Here is a 19,740-nt window from a genome sequence, read left to right as displayed (position 1 = left end):
TTTCGTAGGATAAGCACACGTGCATCAAACTGTCAGATCAATCGGCAATGTATAGATCCGTTTTCCAGTCACGGCATAAATGGCATTGCAGAGCGCTGGTGTAAACGGTGGTACCGGTGGCTCACCCACACCAGTCGGTTTGGCGTCACTGTCTAGAATATGGACATGGATTTGCTTAGGCGAATCAGGCATCCGAATGATCTGATAACCGTCAAAGTTACCCTGTTCTACTTGGCCATCTTTTACAGTGATTGTACTTTTGAGTGCCAGACTGGCTGAAAATTGTGCTCCACCTTCAAATTGTGATTTGATCCGGTCTACATTGACAGCAAGACCACAATCGACGGCATAATATACATTGGGGATGCTGATTTTTTTGTCTTGATCCACTCGCACCTCCACCACACAGGCGACATAGGTTAGAAAGCTTTTGTGTGCTGCAAAACCCAGTGCACTTCCCGCGGGCATTGTTTTACCCCAGCTCGATTCCTTGGCGACCCGTTCGATCACCTTTTTCATCCGCCCTGTATCCCAAGGGTAGTCGGCGATCTTTTCCCCATAGTTGGGATAAGTCGTTTTGATCAGCTCCTGTTCAAAAGTAATATGACGGTCTTCTCCAAGCAGTTCCAATGCATTGGCAACGGGGTCTATACCCCGGGCTTCGGCGATTTCATCGAGCATGGTTGCAGCTGCAAATACCTGCGGGATATTGCGTACTGATCTCAGCCAGCCGATTCGAAGGTGTGCTTTGGCATCATGTGTGGCAATATTGATGGCCGGAACATTGTAGGGGAAATCCGAAGCTCCCAGCATCAGTTCCCCATCACTGGGTTGTACCACAGCTTGATCTTCGGTCGCAGAGATAGACGGATTGGCGATATGGTGGGCCCAGCCGCTTAATTTATTTTGGCTGTCGATGGTTGCTACAATACGTTGCACACTCATCGCATGGTAGTAATCATGACGGATATCATCTTCTCTCGTCCACTGCACCTTGATCGGGAGACCCGACTCTTTGGCTAGGATAGCCGCTTCCAGAATAAAATCGGGTTTCGACTTCCGGCCGAATCCGCCGCCCAGCAACGTTACATTCATTTTTACTTTTTCCACAGCAATCCCCAACTCCTTGGCTACAGCATCACGTGCGCCCTGTGGGTTTTGGGTACAAGCCCATATTTCACAACTCCCATTTTTTACCATGGCCAGGGCACAGGGTGGTTCTATGGTAGCGTGCGCCAGGTATGGCGCGATATAGGTGTGTTCAATCACTTTTTTAGCATTGGCCTTGGCAGCATTGAAATCACCCCGTTTGCGACGTATTGTACCTTCTTGCGCGACCACCTGTTTGAGTTCTTCGATCTGTTTGGCGGAGTCGTAGCCTGCATTGGGCCCGAGTTCCCATTGGACTTCCAACAGATCTCGAGCCTTGATCGCCGCCCAGGTATTCTCGGCGATCACCGCTACCCCACTGAGTGGTCTGGATAAGGTTGCCGGTAAGCCAGCACCTTTGATCGTAATCACTTTTATGACACCGGGGACGGCCAACGCTTTACTATCGTTGACAGATTTTACAGTACCGCCAACAACAGGACAGCGTTTGATCACCGCGATTTTCATCCCGTCGGCAATCGCATCAATCCCAAAAACGGCCTTACCTGTGACGATATTGTGCAGGTCAATGATGGGCGTTTCCTTGCCTATCATATTAAAATACTGCCTATCTTTTAGTTTGATTTCATTTACTTTTGGAATAGGCAAGGATAGCGCAGTTTGTACAAGATCGCCAAAATCCTTCTTCTTACTCGATCCACGTTGGATGACCTGTCCATTTTTGGTGTCTAATTCAGCGATGCCCACCTGCCATTCTTTGGCTGCGGCCTGTAACAGCAGCAACCGTGCGATGGCACCGGCCTCCCGCATGGGTTTATAAAACATGCGTACTGAAAATGAACCATCGGTGTTCTGGTTTCCATATTTCTTTTCATCCCCCTCGGCTTGTACAATTTCTACCTTACTCCAGTCTGCCCCGAGTTCATCGGCGACGATAAGTGGTAGTGAGGTGCGGATTCCCTGTCCCATCTCCGAACGGTGTGCGACAATGGTTACTTTGCCATCCGAGGCAATGCTCAAATAAACATGAGGTGCCACAGTGGCCACCTTTTTGCCTTTATCGTCACAGCTGAAAAAGCTGACCCCGAGTACCAATCCTCCGGTTAACAGCCCACTGGCTTTTAAAAAGTCTCTCCGGGAAACACTAAAAATCTCCGAGTCTACCCTTTCGGACTTTCTTTCTTGAAAAGGAGCTAATATTTTCATGCGATCTCTACTTTTTTGGTGAAGGCTTAGCCGGTTGTGACCGGAGTGCCGGCCGCATCCATGATGGCTGCTTTGATTCTGTTATAGGTGCCACAGCGACAGAGATTGCCCTGCATGGCCTGCTCAATCTCCTGTTCCGAGGGTTTTGCATTTTTTTTCAATAATGCCGCAGCATTCATAATCTGTCCCGTTTGACAGTAGCCACATTGGGGGACTATATGTTTTTCCCAGGCCTCTTGTACCAGATGGTCGCCCTTTTCAGACAGTCCTTCGATAGTTGTCACCTTGCCATCGCCTATGGCAGAAATAGGAAATGAACAGGATCGGATTGCTGTATCATTGAGGTGCACGGTACAGGCACCGCAAAGGGCTTTGCCACAGCCAAATTTGGTCCCCTTTAGACCTATGATATCACGGAGCACCCAGAGCAAAGGCATATCGTCCAACACATCAATATCGTGCTTTTTACCGTTTACCAGAATTGAATATTTTGCCATAATCGTTATTTTTTTCTTGTCCTTACAAGTTTTTATTTAATCGGTTTAATGGTTTTATTTCTTGTCGTTGTATACGATAAGTTTTTACTTATGTATTCGCTTTCAACCTATTCACTACTGCAAAATCTTATTTAAATTAATCAAATAATTATACATTTTACAGATGTTTTTACCATTATTACAGTTTTCGTGTTTTTTACCGTGTAAATCGTTAAATTTGATCAACGGAATTGTAATAAGAAAGCTGTTCAATTTAATCATTATATCCACGTTCAAACCGTCTTGCCCATAATTGCATGAAAGAGATCAAAGACATTGTTTTAGCTGCGCGTGTAGCCGCTTCCGAAGATAACGCTATGGTACTTGCCACGGTCGTCAAGGTGGAGGGATCTTCATATCGTAGGCCGGGCGCCCGTATGTTGGTGACTGAAGATGGCCAGATGACTGGTGCTATTAGTGGTGGCTGCTTGGAGGGTGATGCGTTAAAAAAAGCACTGTTGGCCATTCATCAGCGAAAAAATAGGCTTGTCAGTTACGATACCAATACAGAAGAAGGTTCAGCAATCGGACTGCAGCTTGGATGTAACGGTATTGTCCATATTCTTTTCGAATATATTGATCTACAGCAGGCCGATCATCCAATTATATGGCTGGAAAGCTTATTGCAACAGCGACAAGAAGCCCTATTGATTACCCAGTTTTCAATTGACCGACAAGTAGAACAAGGCGGAACCCGGCTGCTTGTTGTCGGGTTAACAGATGAAATACCGCATGAAGATACGCAATCGCCGGAACTGAAGGAGCACATCAGGCTAGCCAAAACAAAACGGCAGTCTGTGCTGGCTTCCTTTGAGGAAGCCGGAAAAAATAAGGAAGTGCTTATTGAATACCTCGCTCCTGCCACACACCTGGTCGTTGCCGGTGCGGGCAATGATACACAACCTGTTGTGGAAACGGCTAAATTATTGGGGTGGGAAATTACCGTGCTGGATGGACGGGCCAGTCATGCCACGACGGGGCGATTTTCGAAAGCCGACCGCGTTATTATTGGCCCGGCAGACGAGGTCATAAAAAAAATAAGTATAGATCCCTGGACCGTTTTTGTACTAATGACGCATAATTATCACTATGACCTCACACTACTTAAAGAGCTGATCCACACACCGACCAGCTACATCGGTTCGTTGGGGCCGAAAACCAAATTGCTCCGCATGTTTGATGATCTGGAGCAAGTTGGAATCGAACTCAGCGCAGTACAGCAAAAGATTGTTTATGGCCCTGTCGGTCTTGATATCGGAGCCGAAACATCAGACGAAATTGCAATTGCTGTTATCGCTGAGATCAAGGCTGTTTTAAGCGGTCGATCAGGTGGCTCTCTTAAGTTTCTTGCAACAAAAATACATGCCGAAAATCCACTAATACGTTAAATACCATGCTCAAGGATACATTTGGTCGCATACACAACTATCTACGGATATCGCTTACCGATAACTGCAATCTGCGCTGCTTTTATTGTATGCCGGAGGAAGAATATAATTTTACACCCCATGGTCAGCTGATGCAGGTCGACGAGATCGAACTACTTGCCAAATTGTTTGTGGATCAGGGCATCAGCAAGATCCGTCTAACAGGGGGCGAACCGTTGGTGCGGAAGGATGCTCCGGCTATTATTGAGCGTTTATCCCAGCTTCCAGTTGAACTTCATATGACCAGTAATGGCATCCGGATTGACGATATGTTGCCCCAGCTTGTGGCGGCGAATTTCAAAAGCATCAATATCAGTCTGGATACCTTACGATCCGAACGTTTTTTTCAGATCACCCGGAGAGATTACTTTGACCGTGTGCGTGCCAATATTGATCTGCTCCTGCAGCATGGAATCTGCACCAAGATCAATATGGTTGTCATGAAAGGTGTCAACGATGATGAAATTCTCGATTTTGTCGCCTTAACCAAAAATAATCCTATAGAGATCCGTTTTATCGAATTTATGCCGTTCAGCGGAAACAAATGGGCCAGCAACCAAGTGTATACACAGGCTGATATCCTCCATCAAATTCATAAGGTCTATCCTACCGACCCCATTCCCGCGGGCCCTCACGATACAGCTAGAGCATTTGCGATTGCCGATCATGTAGGACGTATTGCGCTGATTAGCACCATGACAGCACCCTTCTGTGCGGGATGCAATCGGATACGGCTCACAGCGGATGGTAAACTTAAAAACTGTCTGTTTTCCCAAGGCGAAACAGATCTGTTGACAACTTTGCGGGCTGGTGGCGAAGTGTTGCCTTTGATCCAGGAAAATATACGGTCCAAGTCCAAGGAACTTGGTGGACAGTTAATGACAAATTTTGAACAGATAGACACCGATTTTCTGAAAAATCGGAGTATGATAACGATTGGTGGATGACAAAGCAAACAGGTATAATTATATTGGCGGCGGGCAATTCTTCGCGGCTTGGTCTTCCCAAACAATTGCTTGAGTTTGAAGGTGAACCTTTGTTGAAGCGTATCAGTAGAGCTGCCATGACCGTTCCGGATGTCAGCGTAAGTGTTGTTATCGGCGCTTATCCCGATCCGATTCATGCAGCACTGCAAAATAGTAAGGTCAGTGTTGCGATCAATCCACATTGGATGGCAGGCTTATCCACTTCTATCATTGTTGGATTAAAAGATCTTTTAAAAAATCAGCCACAGGTTGACCGGTGTATTATTAGTTTATGTGATCAGCCTTTTGTGGATCAACATGTCTTCCAACAGCTAATTCAACTTGCCGATAGCAGCGGTAAGGGTATTGTCGCAACAGGTTTTTCCGGAACATGGGGGGCACCGGTTCTTTTTGATAAAAAATACTTTGATAACCTCATGCAGCTCGAAGGTCGGCAGGGAGCAAAGAAACTTGCAGAACAGCATCCCGATGATCGGATCATATTTCCTTATGAAGCAGCAAAATATGATGTGGATACCCAAGAAGATTACTTCCGCCTCCCCCATCAGTTTATTGGTGTCCAACAGGCTAGAGATATCATTCATCATTACCTGCCTCCTCCACGGGAAGAACGGCTCGCCCTTCCAGATGCATTGGGTTACATCCTATCACAAACGGTAATTGCTGCACAAGCTATTCCTGGATTTGCACAGTCTTCGATGGATGGCTATGCCCTCCGCTTTGCGGACATGGCGCTGGAACTTCCCGTTGTGGATAAGATCCCTGCAGGTACGACTACGACAAGGACACTCCATAGCGGCCAGACTATGCGCATCTATACCGGTGCACCACTGCCCTTAGGGGCTGATACGGTGGTGATGCAGGAGAAAGTAAGGCTAACTGAAACAAATACAATTCTTATACAGGACGACGCCCTAACATTAGGAGACAATGTCCGTCCCGCAGGATCCGAAGTGGAAGCCGGCAGTATCGCTATGCTCCCGGGTACGACCATGACCCCAGCTGCCATTGGTTATCTCGCCAATATCGGCTGTACCGAAGTGATGGTTTATGCCGCTCCCCTTGTACATATTATTCTCACCGGGGATGAACTTAGATCCTCGGGTACAGCGCTCGGTTATGGTCAGGTCTATGAATCCAACTCCTATCAGCTCAAAGCTGCTTTACGGCAGTTGGGCATATACAAGGTGGAAAGCAGCCATGCGCGCGACGACAAAAACCTACTCCATTCAGCGCTTGAGGGGGCGTTGGAAAAGGCTGATGTTGTCCTTTTGGTCGGCGGCGTCAGCGTTGGTGATTACGATTATGTGGTGGATGTTGCCAAAGGCTGTGGTGTTAAACAACATTTTCATCGTATCCGTCAAAAACCGGGTAAACCTTTGTTTTTTGGTACACATGAGCAGAAACTGGTTTTTGGCTTACCGGGTAATCCCTCCTCTGCCTTGACCTGCTTTTATCTCTATGTTGCAGCGGCATTGGAGCGTATCATGCAGCTGCCCGAACGCAACCGTTGCATCAAGACACATACCACCCGCACTTATAGCAAAAAACCCGGCTTGACCCATTTCCTCAAGGCGCACTATGATGGGCATGCCGTCGAACCTCTGCATGCACAAGAGTCTTATCGGCTACAATCCTATGCTCAGGCCAACTGTCTGTTGATCCTGGAGGAGGATTCGGATGGCTGCGTCGCAGGCGACGAAGTTTTTATCCATCTTTTAACCTAGGGAACCATGCATTTTGAGCTCTTCTATTTTTTTCTGTTTATTCTCGCTTTCCTTTATGCTGCTGTTGGGCACGGCGGTGCCAGCGGTTATCTGGCCCTAATGGCCCTGTATGGTATTGCACCACAGGAGATGAAACCTACAGCGCTGGTACTTAACCTTTTTGTGTCGCTGACCTCTTTTATACAATATTACAGAGGTCATTATTTTAAACGTAATCTGTTTCTGATGGTGGCTGTTGCTTCTGTGCCTATGGCTTTCATTGGTGGAATGATCACCTTGGAGGATCATCTCTACAAACGTTTACTGGGCCTGCTGCTGCTCTTTCCGATCGTTCGGTTTTTCTTTTTTCGAAGTCCGGCCGAAGATGAATTAAAACCTTACAACAACCTTGGTGCACTGGCAATCGGTGCTGTTGTCGGCTTATTATCCGGTATGATCGGCATTGGTGGCGGGATTATTCTATCTCCCTTTTTGATCCTGCTCAAGTGGACCGACCAAAAACAGACTGCAGCAATCAGTGCTGCATTTATTTTTGTAAATTCATTGTCGGGACTTGGTGGTATGCTCATACAGGGTATCTCATTCAATGCGCATATGTGGACTTATGTCGCTGTGGCATTCATTGGAGGCTTATTGGGCGCATATCTGGGGTCAAAAAAATTAAATCAAGATGTATTAAAATATGTGCTCGCTACCGTGCTTTTGGTGGCAGCCTATAAATTATTGTTTACAACAGCTTAATTCATGGTATGAAAATAACGTTTGCAACCCTCATTTTATCCTTTTTGTGTATTGTACTGTATGCGCAACAACCTTCAGGTATCGTTGTTACCGTTTTGGGAAAGCAACAGGCCAGCATGAGCCTGGATCAGATCAAGCAACTTCCCGGACATACGGTGGATAGTCTCCGGATTTATAACCATACTGGGGCTTATCGTTCTACGCTTAAAAATATCCAGGGAGGTCTGCTCAAAGATCTGCTGAAGGATATTCCTTTTGGAGCCGAATCACCAAAGGTACTCAGTGAATACTACCTGGTCTGTGAGGCCACTGATGGCTATAAGGTTGTATTTTCATGGAACGAGTTGTTCAATACGGCAATTGGTAACCAGGCCTTACTGGTAACCAATATTGAACAGGCCAGCAATGGTAAAGAAAAAGATCCTTTTGCGCTGCTTTCGACCGCAGACCTTGCCACGGGCAGACGCTATGTAAAAGGCTTACGTAATATACACATTAGACGTATCGGGCAATGAAAGTACAGGTAAAGACATTTGGAGCTTTGACAGACATTCTGGAGAAGGAATTTTATACCACAGCAGCTGATACCGAAGAGCTCCTGACGGTATTATCAAGTCAGCATACAGCACTTAGCCATCGTAAGCTGCTGATTGCTGTCAATAATACAATTATCAATAAACCTGTCGTATTGCAGGAAAATGACGTCGTGGCTTTGATGCCACCCTATTCAGGAGGATAAATATGCGGAATGAGCGTTATGCAAGGCATTATGTGCTACAGGGTTTTGGTGAAGTGGGCCAACAAAAATTACAGGCAGCACGTCTGCTTGTCGTAGGTGCTGGAGGACTGGGCTGCCCGGTCCTACAATACCTCACCGCTGCCGGAGTCGGTCACATCGGTATTATAGATGATGACCGGATTGACCTGAGCAATCTGCATCGGCAGGTGTTATACGATACGGCTGATATTGGTCAGGCCAAAGCTGAGGTCGCTGCCCGTAAACTGCGGCTGCAGAACCCTGATATCGAAATTACGTATTGGGTGGAGCAACTGAAGTCTACAAATGCTGCTGAACTGCTTCAGTCATACGATGTCATCTTGGATTGCACAGATAATTTCGCGGCGCGTTACTTATTGTGCGATGCCTGCCATCTCCTCGATAAACCATTGATTTTTGGCGCTATCTATCAATATGAAGGTCAGCTCGCTGTATTCAATGTAGCCGATGATCAGGGTATTAAGACAAGCTACCGGCATTTATTCCCACAACCTCCAAGTCCATTAGAAGCACCAGACTGCAATGCAGCCGGTGTTCTGGGTGTGCTACCCGGTATGATAGGAATTTTACAAGCAACAGAAGCCATCAAATTATTGACTGGTATTGGTGTTGTATTGATGAATAAGTTGATGACTGTCAATTTACTCGATCATAGTACTTTTACTTTTGATGTGCCTCCCGCGACCCCCGAAAGCAGCAGCTATCCCCAAACATTGGAGGCATTAAAAGATTTCGATTATATCAATTCTTGTGCTTCGGCAATTGGACAGATACAGGTCATCACTGCTGCGGAACTTATTACGCATTGGCATGCTACAGATATGTTGCTTGTCGACGTACGGGAGATCGACGAATTGCCACGGCTTCCTGTGCCCCATCTTTCCATTCCGCTCGCCACATTGCCAGTGCAGTTGGAACAAATCAATAGCGCACGCGTTATCTTTATCTGTCAGAGTGGCAAACGAAGTTTGACGGCGGCACAGTATTTCCATGAGCAGGTAAACAGCAACCAACAGATTTTTCATGTGGATGGTGGCATGATGGCCTTAAAAAACTATTTAAATGACTAAACAAAAAAAGGATATATTTATTCAGGGGCCCATTGCTCCTGAACAGATTGCATCAACTATTGTAATGCATGGCAGTAAATCCGAAATAGGTGCCCATAGTATCTTTCTGGGACAGATCCGGGCCGATCAGGTGGAAGGAAAGACTGTTCGGTCTATTGACTACAGCATCAACCGGGAACTGGCCTTGGCAAAGATGTCGGAGATCCATGAAGCAGTTTTCGACAAATACTCCTTGACCTGTATGCATGTCTATCACAGTGAGGGGCTCGTTCAGGTCGGTGAAATCTGCTTTTTTGTTTTTACTTCTTCAGCACATCGGCAGGCAGCTATGGATGCCTGTGGGGAGCTTGTAGAACGTATTAAAAAAGAAATGCCCATCTGGGGCAAAGAAATATTTGAAGACGATACCCATCAATGGAAAACTAACACATAACATGGTCGATATTACACATAAAAGTGCCACCCTACGGAAGGCTATTGCAGAGGCTACGGTAAATGTTTCATCCGAAAATACCATCAGGCTGATCGAGCAAAGGCAGATTCCTAAAGGTGATATATTTGAATTTGCACGTGCTTCAGCGCTACTCGCCATAAAAAAAACGGGCGATATGATTCCAGACTGCCATCCTTTACCAGTCGAGTATGCCGCCATTCGCTATTCCTTAGCAGGATTACAGATTAGTATTGAGGTCGAGGTACATACGATTTATAAAACTGGTGTGGAAGTCGAGGCCATGCACGGTGCTTCGGTCGCCGCCTTGGTCATCTATGATATGCTAAAACCTGTGGACAAACAAGTGGAAATCGGCGGTATCCGCTTGCTGGAGAAACGTGGTGGTAAGAGTAATGAATCCCTTCCCTGGGTTGGACAGCTCAAAGCCGCAGTCGTAGTCTGTAGCGATTCGGTTGCTAAGGGCCACAAGCAAGATGTTTCGGGGAAGCTCCTTTTTGAACTTCTTGAACAACAAGGTTTACGTGATATCGCCTATGCAGTGGTTGCTGATGAGCCTGCTGCAATACGAGAGCGTGTGGAACACTATCAGCAAACAGGAATAGACCTCCTGGTTTTTACGGGCGGGACAGGTCTCTCCGATCGCGATATTACGCCCGATACCGTGGCCCCTTATATAACCAGGCATATACCCGGTATTATGGAGACGGCACGACAGTATGGACAACAACGTGTCAAGACGGCCATGCTCTCCAGAGGCATTTCGGGCTTTGCCGACCGTATGTTGATACTCACACTGCCTGGATCGCCCAACGGTGTACGCGAGAGCATTGAAGCATTATTTCCGCAGGTTCTTCATGTTTTTCAGGTCCGGGAAAATACAGGACATTAGTCCGTATTTCTCAGTTTTTGAACGAGCTGTTTAACCCGTTCGATCGTTTGGTAGATTTCCGCTTCATGGCTTAGTCGGCCTAGGCTAAAGCGAATAGAAGACAGTGCGTCGAGATCTGGGAGCCCCATCGCTTTGAGCACATGTGAGGGACGTGAAGTTACCGCCGTACAAGCCGAACCACTGGACACAGAGATTGTCCCTAGCCGCATGATAAGTTGTTCGGAAAGCACACCGGGAAAACAAATATTTGTCGTATTATAAAGTCTATTGATAGGACTACCATTTCGGAACGCCCCATCGATAGACAGTAGTTCGGTCTCTAGCAGATCTCTTAACGTACCTATTCGCTGCTGCTCCTGCTCCAATTCACTTAGGGCAATGCGTAGGGCTGCAGCCATTCCGATAATCCCCGTCGTGTTGACTGTACCACCACGCCATCCCTGTTGCTGCCCACCACCCTGTATTAGCGGCAGTAGCTCTTTTTTTGCATGATCGGCAATATAAAGCCCCCCGATTCCCTTTGGACCATAAAATTTATGTGCCGAAAATGCCAGTAAATCAACAGCTAGCTCCTGGAGGTTAACAGGCATTTTGCCGACTGCCTGGGTTGCATCACATAAGACCAATGCATTGTGCTGATGGACAATTTCGGTGATTTCCTTTACTGGAAGTATAATACCCGTTTCGTTATTCGCTAGCATGCAGCAGACCAGTACGGTATCTTCGCGGATGGTTTCCGCCAGCAAAGTTAGATCAGGCATCCCCAATTCATCTACAGTAAGATAAGAGATCTCAAATCCCATCCGCTCCATAAAAGCGCAAGTTTCCAATACAGCTTTATGCTCGACGGCAATACTGATGATATGTTTCCGCGGAGAAAATTGTAGTCCCCGGATCGCCAGATTGATTGCTTCAGTAGCACCCGAAGTATAGATGATATTTTTTGTCTGCGTACCCAATGCGCTTGCTATTTCCTCAGTTGCCTGTTCGATGGTATCCTGTACGGTCATACCAAACAGATGTGCACTACTCGGATTGGCGTAATTGATCCCGAAAAATGGAAGCATTTCATGCAGTACACGTTCGTCAATGGGGGTTGTTGCGTTATAATCGAGGTAGATAAAATTTGAATTGCTATAGTCCATGTAATCCCTTGTTTTTTTAATTTCTCCTGTTATACAGCTATAAATGTAACATGCCAAAATTGAGTAACAGTAAAGAAATCCAATGATATACAAATGTAAGTATTCACATCCAAAGCTTCTCACCTGATTTATTTAGCTTGCAAGCAGGTACAACAATTCAGCATCGGTATGCCACGGCAGGAACTTGTTATTCCGCCGTATATCTATACTCGTTTGGAGCTCATGGATGGCGATATGCATTTGCAGTAGGAAAATAACGATATTTTGATCAAGATTCAGATCCCATTTAAAGCAAGATAAATAGGTCGAATAGTGTATTTTCTTGAACAAGAAAAATTATCGCATAAAAAGGGCCTTAATGCTTTGTAAAGGCTATAATTGAATTTATTCTAAAAATAAAAAAGTAAAACCTATTATATATCAATATTTTATACCTATACTTGTAACATAATCAGGCTCCGCCTTTGCTTTTCTGAAATCGTCAGGTATCCCTTTCCGCTCAGTTTTTGCATTTCCAGAAGCTAATTTTGTTGTCAAAATAATAGGTGAAGTACCTTTTTTGAACTTGCATAAACCCAAGCCCATTAAAATACAAAACATCATTTCTTGCGAACAAATGGATTTATCATTGCAGGGATAGCAGTATCTTTTCGATGGGTTTAATAATGAATAATTTAATACTAATATATAATACAATGCAAGAAGGAACAGTAAAATTCTTTAATCAGACAAAAGGTTTCGGTTTTATTACACCAGCTGATGGTGGTGAAGACATTTTCGTACATGTTACCGGTCTAATCAATGAAGTACGCGAAAATGATAGCGTAACATTTGATTTGGAAAACGGAAAAAAAGGCGTTAACGCAACTAATGTACGTATCGCTTAATTAAGTAGAATACTCAATCTCGAAGTTGCATGGCGCATCTTCTAAGAAAGTGTAACAGATATCTGTTGCACTTTTTTTTGTTCCTCCCCTTATCAATTAATCGAGTGTTCCTTAGCTCCTTTTAAGCTGTCCATCAAATCAGTAATTTACGAAATTCTAACGAATCTCCTTCGGAGGTCCATCGCGGATACCAGATCTCTTTTATTGACCAGAAAAATACGAAAGCTCAATTAGCTTTGCTGCTAGGTTTATCTTGATCATTTCATTAGTTTTGGTAGCGTTTCCCCGTCAGGAAAACGCTTTTTTAATGATCAATATAGTCCATTGGATGTTGAAAGAAGCCCGAAAAAACAAAAAGGCAATGTCGTCCTGATTATTCTTGCTTTGCCGTTTTATTACTGTCAAACTTGTAAGTTCCGAAAGGATAGACTGCCTGTTTGTCGTCCAACAAGGTAAGCTCCGCCATAAAATCACCATTCGTCACATATTTGCCGATTTTAAAATGATACGTTTTAATTTGCTGTAATGAGGTAATATCGAATGCTGACTCATTGGAATTTCTGACAGAACAGATTGCATATAGTGAAAACTGTACTTCTTTTCCACCTATTGAAACTCGACTACGTCCAAAAGCGTCCTTTGGTTCAGAGAAAACAATAGAAACTTCGTTTTTTCTGCCAACTCGGTAAATTCCATTTGTCCTCATGGTATTAAGACCAATGCTTGGAGAATACCGGGAGTATGTCATTTGAATACTGTCTTTGTCCAAAAAATGTAAATAGACATCATCGGAAAAGATAATCCCGCCACGTTTATTCATTACACGGCTTTTACCGACATGCCATACTTTCCCGTTCAGATCTGAACTGTTTACAAACTCATTTGTATGTGGCCTATTTTGTCCATTACAGCTAATAAAAGGAAAAATTGCAAGCAATATTAAGCATTTTTTCATACCTACATAATTTGATTTTTCATGCTACTATTATGGTCTTATTTTAAACAAAAAGGCTATAATTACAATGACTAAAAATAGGATGCAATACACAAACAATATATTGTACAGCCATGATCCCTGTGGATAGAAATTATCGTTAGCTAGAAAAAACTTTTGCTGTTCTGGATCGTTAGGATTATAAAACAATAAGTATTCTTTAGCTACATTTTTTTTGGTTGCTCTGTCTAACAATTCAATCCGCATTTCTTCAAAACGTCGCTGACCGATAATTGGAAAAAAGGAATACAACTTTTCTACCTTATCCATTTTTTTTGAATACGAATGTTTGCTGGCAGTAAACTGGTATTCCAAATCGAGATACGCGTATTTTGTCTTCCCGCGTTGAATGTTACAGGCAAGGTTTCGGATGGAAGGTGTTACCGCGATCCAGTTCGGATGCGTGACCATAAACTCTTTCCGCTCCAAATGCGGACTTACGGAAAAGACGGAAACCAGTACAACATAAACACCGACCAATAAAACGACAAAGGTGGTAAGCTTGCTCATTTGCATTGTTACACGTTTTCCGTTGACATCATATCGAACCCTCTTGCTACCATTTGGATTGCTTAATTTGCTGGCAATTATTTTTGTCAATGGAAAATAGAGCACGGAAGAACATATCAAGGCATAGAGCAGATAACGGTAACTGTTGAATACAAAAACGAACACAACGATGAAGGTGGCAACCACTAACCATTGAATGCATATCCAAATTATTTTCATCTATATAAATTTTCGAAATAAAAATAAGCGATTCGACAATATCCATGACCTCCTGTTTAAAATCCGTGAACAGAAAATTACGATTCGTTGAACAATTGCAAAGAAACGTTTTCCCATGTCGTTCCCGCCCCCTTGAATCGCTAACACTTATATCATGGTTTCTACTACCATTTTCTCCATACCTACATCTACAATACTGTGTTTCAGCATTCGGTTGTTGGACGATAGATAAATAATATAGATAACGCTAGCCTGATATTTATGCGAATTCATCTCTCTTGTTTAGAATTATTACTAATAATACTGTACTTTTGTCCCATTATCATACTTTATCGAAAACAATGGCAAATAAGACGACCAAAAAAACAGTCTAAAAAGGGTATTTCAACAACTACATCTCTATATCGGATTGTTTTTTGGTCTCATTTTTTTGACCGTTTGTGTTACAGGTATGCTACTGAGTTTTGAGAAGGAACTGACGCCTTTGCTATGGCCTAAAGAACAGCGGGTTGTTGTCCTAGAAAATCGTCTACCTCTTGATGCGGTTGTATCAGAGGCAAGAAATATTTTTCCGAATAAAAGGCTTTTTCGTATAGAAATCTTCGCTGATCCCTCAAGGAGTTATCGGGTTCAATATGGCTCAAAAAAAGAAAAATATTGGTATGCCTATATCAACCCTTATACGGGTGAGGTCTTGTCTAAAGGAGCACAGGCGGAGCGTTTTTTTCAAAAAGTATTGGACATCCATCGCTTTCTTTTGATCGACAAAATTGGAGCTACCATTACGGGGATTTCGGCCATTGCGACCCTATTTCTTGCGATAAGCGGGATTTATCTATGGTGGCCCAAAAATAAACTTCTGCTCAAGCAACGTTTTAAAATTAACATGTCAGCTTCTACCAAAAGAAAAGTATGGGATTTTCACGCTGTGGGAGGATTCTATGCGGCATTGTTCCTCCTTATTTTTACCCTAACAGGTTTAACCTGGAGCTTTGACTGGTACAATAAGCAGTTTTTTAGACTATTTGGTGCAGGTGTCAAGACGATAAAAGAAAAAGTAAAAAATCCAACATTGGAAATTCCTGTTGGCTTTTCGCCGCTTGAGGCAATGTATCAGCAGATTAACAACCTTTATCCTAATCCTGGAAATATACTAATGACATTTCCGGATCAAGGAAATCTAGCTTTTTCATTGACAAAAGAATCATTTGCTGGCGCACTGTTGCAGATCAATCAGGCTTATTTCGACAGTAGATCTGGTAAGCTCATTAAAAACAAACCCATGAACAAGTTGCCTTTGGCCGAGCAAATGCGAAAGATGGTCAAGCCCATTCACGTTGGTTCCGTATTTGGCCTTCCTTCAAAAATTGTTGTGTTTTTAGCGGTTTGCCTAGCGGCCAGCCTCCCCATAACCGGTCTGTGGATATGGCTCAACAAGAGCAGTAAAAAGACGACTCCCAGAAAAAAGCGTAGACCTAGAGGTCAAGCTGTACCCCTAAATTTGCCATAGTGCCAGCTCCCTTGATGTAATAGCGCCCCTCATTGGTTGCACCACGTACTTCGGCATGGATGGGATAATAATCGGCATTGAATAAATTGTTGATGGAGAATAAAAAGGTAAATTTCTGATATTTGTATCGCGTTTGGAAATCAACAAGATTATAACCGGAAATCGGGTATTTTCCATAATTATATTCTGAAGTAGGAAATACGTCCCGCCCACCCAAATGAAGGTATTGCAAATACACATTCCATTGATCCGTTAACTTGAAATCGGCATTTAGATTAATCTTGAACGGAGAAATAATGGAGTTGTCTAATTTATCTTTGTAGCTGCCTTCATTTTTCAGATCTTGACGTCCATCCATATAGCCAAGCACAGTACCCAATGATAGCCATCCAACGGGTTTTACGTTTCCGACAAACTCAATACCATAAATGCGTTGTGGTACTTGGCTCAGTTCGTAATTGCCTGGCGTAGAAGTCTCCGCGAAAGTGGTCCCTTTCTTAGACGTACTATAATACCCTGTCACCTGGTAGTCCCATATATCCATCTTGCCATTTACACCCAATTCGAAATTATTGACCACAACAGGCTTAGGATCAATTTGGCTCAATGGCACACCATTGCGCAGAATAAGTCCGACATCGCCGATAGAATATCCTTGTGAAAAGGAAGCAAAAGGTTGCGCGTAACTATACTTATTGTACCGCGTAGCGATATTAAATACAAAGGCATCTGAATTATTATTTTCGCCAGCAGTTAGTTTGCCATTTTTGATCAGATCCCCCACCTTAAAGCGGATATTTTCATAGCGCACCCCGCCTTTTAGAATCCAATCAGCACCGATGTTCAATTTACTCTGCAAGTAAAACGCGATATTGTTCATATTCATATCTGGTGTAACCAGATCATCTTTCATGGTTTTCTGTACGGTATGATCCTTCAGAAAATCGGCTCCGTAGATCAGAGACATGCTGGTCGATGCACCCAGCTGAAAAGGTGTATTAAAATTTAACCTTGCTCCTTTGTGGTCAGAATAATTTTGGTTGTAAGTTTCAAAGACCGTATTCATATCCTCATAGTACAAGCTCAAATTTGCTGCCGTCTTTCCATATTGACCATCGTACTTTAAATGAAATGCTTTATTATAAGGGGTGCCACCGTTAATGATGGTATCAGAAGGGATGCCAATAGCAGGAGATTTGCCGAAATCGCCCTTGGTACCGACATATTTACTGTCCTGTAAACTACGATAATAATTACCCATAAATTCAACATGATGGTCAGGGGCTATTTGATATCCAATTTTGGCGAGGACATTATAAGAGTCTGTCTCACCCAGTCCATAGAATGGACTGGCAACAGCCCCATCGGAGTTCCGAACCACACCGGTACGCCCAGCTTTACCCTGAATAACATAATCCCATTTGTCTAACTGCCCTGAAAATACCTGAGCGATGTTGTACGCATAAGTTTCGCTCGGCTTTACCAGATTCAATGAATTATTGAGATAGGTTGACGAACTCAGTTTTTTACCTTTCTGCGGTTTTTTGGTAATGTAGTTTATCACACCTCCCGCGGCTCCGTTACCATACATCGCAGTAGCACCATTAATAACCTCGATGTGATCGATTGCACTGGCATCGATCGTCCGCAAGTCGCGCCCACCGTTGCGTAAAGGAGTAGACTGTGGAATACCGTCAATCAATACCAAAAAATTGCGCCCACGAATTTTTGCTATAAAGTTATTTTGGCTTTCTTCACTGGGTGAAATGCTGGGTACCTTCTGCATCAAGATGGATGGTAGATTATCGTTGATCTGTCGTTGCTGATCGAGCGCCTTACCACCGATATAGGTGATCGATGAGGGTACCTCATCAATATGTTCCGCTAATCGACTTGCTGTCACCACAACCTCATCCAAACTCTGTTGTTCAGCGGTCAATATAATGGGCTCTAAATCAAGTTTCCCTTCGCGCAATTCAATATCTTGAGATAGCTTGCCAAACCCCACGGAGCTTAATGTCAAATGGTATCTACCATAATCAATATCGGCTAATCTGAAGTAACCATCTTTGTCAGACTTGGTGCTCTTTGCCCCATGTAGCTGAACATGCACATTTGACAAAGGAATACCTTGTGCATTGACCACCCGACCTGAGATCGAACCCTTTTGTTGTGTATTGAGAACCGAATTGTATAAAGGGATTATGCTGCTAATTGCTGACCCTGCGGAGACTAATGGGTATAACGAAAAAGAACAAGATAATAACGCGACTGTGAGCTTAGATGGATTAACTTTCATTTCTTGTAGCGGTCTGATAGATGATTATGGTACCGAATAAATTCAAAATAATAACCTCCCAAAGATATCATTATTTTGAATAAATCTAAATAGAGGTGCAAGAAAAATAATGATAAGCTATCCATTATTCTACACGCAGCAGAGACAACACGGTTGTCCCTGCTGCGTGCTTAACCTTTGTGCAAATCCCCCACTGTGTAACCTGAAAGCTACTTTGAATTGCATTAAGCTTGGTATAGAGTGTTGTTAATAAGGGAGATGTTGTATCTAGCTTAAAGTAGTTTATCAAAACAGACTGCAGCTCTTCTTCGCTCGTAATTTGACTACTTTTCTTGTCGCCATCATTATTACGGATAGTGACCAGCTTATGGAAAATATCCGCTGTATCTATTGCTTGGACAATGCCCGTAAATAAATCTATATTTTCAAAGGAACATGCTTTGGATGCGCCTGCGTAAGCTTTTTCAAAATTTCCAGATCTCCAGAAACAGCTTCCGACAGCGCTATTCGCTCCAGATAGCTTTTAATGTTGAGCCTTTCATTGTTTAAAAAACTAAATCTCTATTCTCATTTCCAATAAATTGGGCTTAAACCCTGCTTTGCTATATGCTTTTTTTGCACTTTCATTCTGATCATAAACCTGAAGCCTGACTTCAGAAATCTTTCGTTCCTTTGCCCAGCTTGTTAATGCCTCCAGAATCAATTTATTAATACCCTGACCACGATATTCAGGCCTGACATACATAAATCCCAAATGGACATATTTCGCATACTTTTGATAAGGTTTGGCGTCGACTATTTTGGCATAGCCCGATCCGACGATCTGATCGCCGGTTGCAGCAACCAGTACCTCTGCTTCCGTTGATTTTATTAATTCCAGCAGATCATAATAATGAAATTTTCCATCCTTTAAGGTTTCGTCATAGGGGCGCTCGGCTGCAACAATGCCCTGTTCAAATTCCAGTAATACATCGATTTCATTCTCCTGTGCTTGTCTGATTTTTAGTTCCATTTCTAAGAGCTGTATTTGTACTAAAGTGTAATTATATCTGTTCAAATTTGGGGTAATAAGCGGTTAATGCAATATACAAAAATTGGTGGTTCAAGAATCGGTTCAAATGTCAAGCCGTTGTAAATTGCCGCAAAAGTGCAGAACTTGTTACAGAATTAAATAGCACAATCGATTGCGTTTAATTTCTTTTCGTAGCATGTAAGTTTTTTGATAAATTAATAGTAAACAATTAAAGATAAA

General features: G+C 43.4%; 17 protein-coding genes and 1 pseudogene. 11 read left to right on the top strand and 7 right to left on the bottom strand.

Annotated features, from left to right (window positions below; all coding sequences use genetic code 11):
* Positions 1-24: 24 nt before the first annotated feature.
* Both AC07UV_RS09250 and AC07UV_RS09245 read right to left on the bottom strand, forming a co-directional pair.
* Positions 25-2,316: a xanthine dehydrogenase family protein molybdopterin-binding subunit gene (locus tag AC07UV_RS09250; protein ID WP_495183491.1), complete on the bottom strand. Its 2,292-nt coding sequence runs from the start codon at positions 2,314-2,316 to the stop codon at positions 25-27.
* Between the two features lie 26 nt (positions 2,317-2,342).
* A complete protein-coding gene (locus AC07UV_RS09245; RefSeq protein WP_495183490.1) occupies positions 2,343-2,813 on the bottom strand; it encodes a (2Fe-2S)-binding protein in 471 nt (156 codons plus the stop codon).
* Between the two features lie 296 nt (positions 2,814-3,109).
* Here AC07UV_RS09245 and AC07UV_RS09240 point away from each other — a divergent pair, with 296 nt between their 5' ends.
* The 9 genes from AC07UV_RS09240 to moaCB are packed head-to-tail and all read left to right on the top strand — an operon-like array spanning position 3,110 to position 10,924.
* Positions 3,110-4,240, top strand: coding sequence for an XdhC family protein (locus AC07UV_RS09240; protein WP_282254346.1), 1,131 nt, complete (start codon positions 3,110-3,112; stop codon positions 4,238-4,240).
* A 5-nt stretch (positions 4,241-4,245) separates the two neighbouring features.
* Positions 4,246-5,226 (top strand): GTP 3',8-cyclase MoaA, encoded by a 981-nt coding sequence (moaA, locus tag AC07UV_RS09235; protein ID WP_495183489.1) that lies wholly within the window; start codon positions 4,246-4,248, stop codon positions 5,224-5,226.
* On the top strand, positions 5,223-6,992 hold the full coding sequence (locus AC07UV_RS09230) for an NTP transferase domain-containing protein (RefSeq protein WP_495183488.1): 1,770 nt from the start codon (positions 5,223-5,225) through the stop codon (positions 6,990-6,992). The genes moaA and AC07UV_RS09230 overlap by 4 nt, the downstream gene beginning before the upstream one ends.
* A 6-nt stretch (positions 6,993-6,998) precedes the next feature.
* The gene (locus AC07UV_RS09225) at positions 6,999-7,733 is read left to right on the top strand and encodes a sulfite exporter TauE/SafE family protein (protein WP_495183487.1); all 735 of its coding nucleotides are present in this window, start codon (positions 6,999-7,001) and stop codon (positions 7,731-7,733) included.
* Between the two features lie 8 nt (positions 7,734-7,741).
* A complete protein-coding gene (locus AC07UV_RS09220; RefSeq protein ID WP_495183486.1) occupies positions 7,742-8,248 on the top strand; it encodes a molybdopterin-binding protein in 507 nt (168 codons plus the stop codon).
* Positions 8,245-8,472 carry a MoaD/ThiS family protein gene (locus tag AC07UV_RS09215; protein ID WP_282254351.1) on the top strand — a complete coding sequence of 76 codons (228 nt, stop codon included), beginning with the start codon at positions 8,245-8,247 and terminating at the stop codon, positions 8,470-8,472. The genes AC07UV_RS09220 and AC07UV_RS09215 overlap by 4 nt, the downstream gene beginning before the upstream one ends.
* Positions 8,473-8,474: 2 nt before the next feature.
* Complete coding sequence (locus AC07UV_RS09210) at positions 8,475-9,581, top strand: ThiF family adenylyltransferase (RefSeq protein WP_495183485.1); 1,107 nt, start codon at positions 8,475-8,477, stop codon at positions 9,579-9,581.
* Positions 9,574-10,014: a molybdenum cofactor biosynthesis protein MoaE gene (locus tag AC07UV_RS09205; protein ID WP_495183484.1), complete on the top strand. Its 441-nt coding sequence runs from the start codon at positions 9,574-9,576 to the stop codon at positions 10,012-10,014. Before AC07UV_RS09210 ends, AC07UV_RS09205 begins: the two co-directional genes overlap by 8 nt.
* Before the next feature lies 1 nt (position 10,015).
* Positions 10,016-10,924, top strand: coding sequence for a bifunctional molybdenum cofactor biosynthesis protein MoaC/MoaB (gene moaCB / locus AC07UV_RS09200; protein ID WP_495183483.1), 909 nt, complete (start codon positions 10,016-10,018; stop codon positions 10,922-10,924).
* Here the strand turns inward: moaCB and AC07UV_RS09195 are convergent.
* Positions 10,921-12,069: a cysteine desulfurase family protein gene (locus AC07UV_RS09195; RefSeq protein ID WP_495183482.1), complete on the bottom strand. Its 1,149-nt coding sequence runs from the start codon at positions 12,067-12,069 to the stop codon at positions 10,921-10,923. The genes moaCB and AC07UV_RS09195 overlap by 4 nt on opposite strands.
* Before the next feature lie 695 nt (positions 12,070-12,764).
* Here AC07UV_RS09195 and AC07UV_RS09190 point away from each other — a divergent pair.
* Positions 12,765-12,956 carry a cold-shock protein gene (locus tag AC07UV_RS09190; protein WP_223584858.1) on the top strand — a complete coding sequence of 64 codons (192 nt, stop codon included), beginning with the start codon at positions 12,765-12,767 and terminating at the stop codon, positions 12,954-12,956.
* A gap of 373 nt (positions 12,957-13,329) precedes the next feature.
* On the opposite strand, the gene AC07UV_RS09185 is transcribed toward AC07UV_RS09190, so the two are convergent.
* Positions 13,330-13,911, bottom strand: a complete 582-nt coding sequence (locus tag AC07UV_RS09185; RefSeq protein WP_495183481.1) for a hypothetical protein — start codon at positions 13,909-13,911, stop codon at positions 13,330-13,332.
* A gap of 30 nt (positions 13,912-13,941) precedes the next feature.
* Positions 13,942-14,679 carry a hypothetical protein gene (locus AC07UV_RS09180; protein ID WP_495183480.1) on the bottom strand — a complete coding sequence of 246 codons (738 nt, stop codon included), beginning with the start codon at positions 14,677-14,679 and terminating at the stop codon, positions 13,942-13,944.
* Between the two features lie 400 nt (positions 14,680-15,079).
* On the opposite strand from AC07UV_RS09180, the pseudogene AC07UV_RS09175 reads away from it, so the two are divergent.
* Positions 15,080-16,189: pseudogene (locus tag AC07UV_RS09175) on the top strand (PepSY-associated TM helix domain-containing protein); the annotation flags it as partial.
* On the opposite strand, the gene AC07UV_RS09170 reads toward AC07UV_RS09175, so the two are convergent.
* Both AC07UV_RS09170 and AC07UV_RS09165 read right to left on the bottom strand, forming a co-directional pair.
* Positions 16,155-18,488 carry a TonB-dependent receptor gene (locus AC07UV_RS09170; RefSeq protein WP_495183479.1) on the bottom strand — a complete coding sequence of 778 codons (2,334 nt, stop codon included), beginning with the start codon at positions 18,486-18,488 and terminating at the stop codon, positions 16,155-16,157. The pseudogene AC07UV_RS09175 and the gene AC07UV_RS09170 sit on opposite strands and share 35 nt — an antisense overlap.
* Before the next feature lie 553 nt (positions 18,489-19,041).
* Entirely contained in the window at positions 19,042-19,500 is a 459-nt protein-coding gene (locus tag AC07UV_RS09165; RefSeq protein WP_282254361.1) for a GNAT family N-acetyltransferase, read from the bottom strand.
* Positions 19,501-19,740: the final 240 nt, after the last annotated feature.

The organism is Sphingobacterium sp. GW821-FHT03E03 (assembly GCF_059420745.1).
Note: the sequence above shows the minus strand (reverse complement) of the source record. Positions and strands in the feature narration are given on the sequence as shown.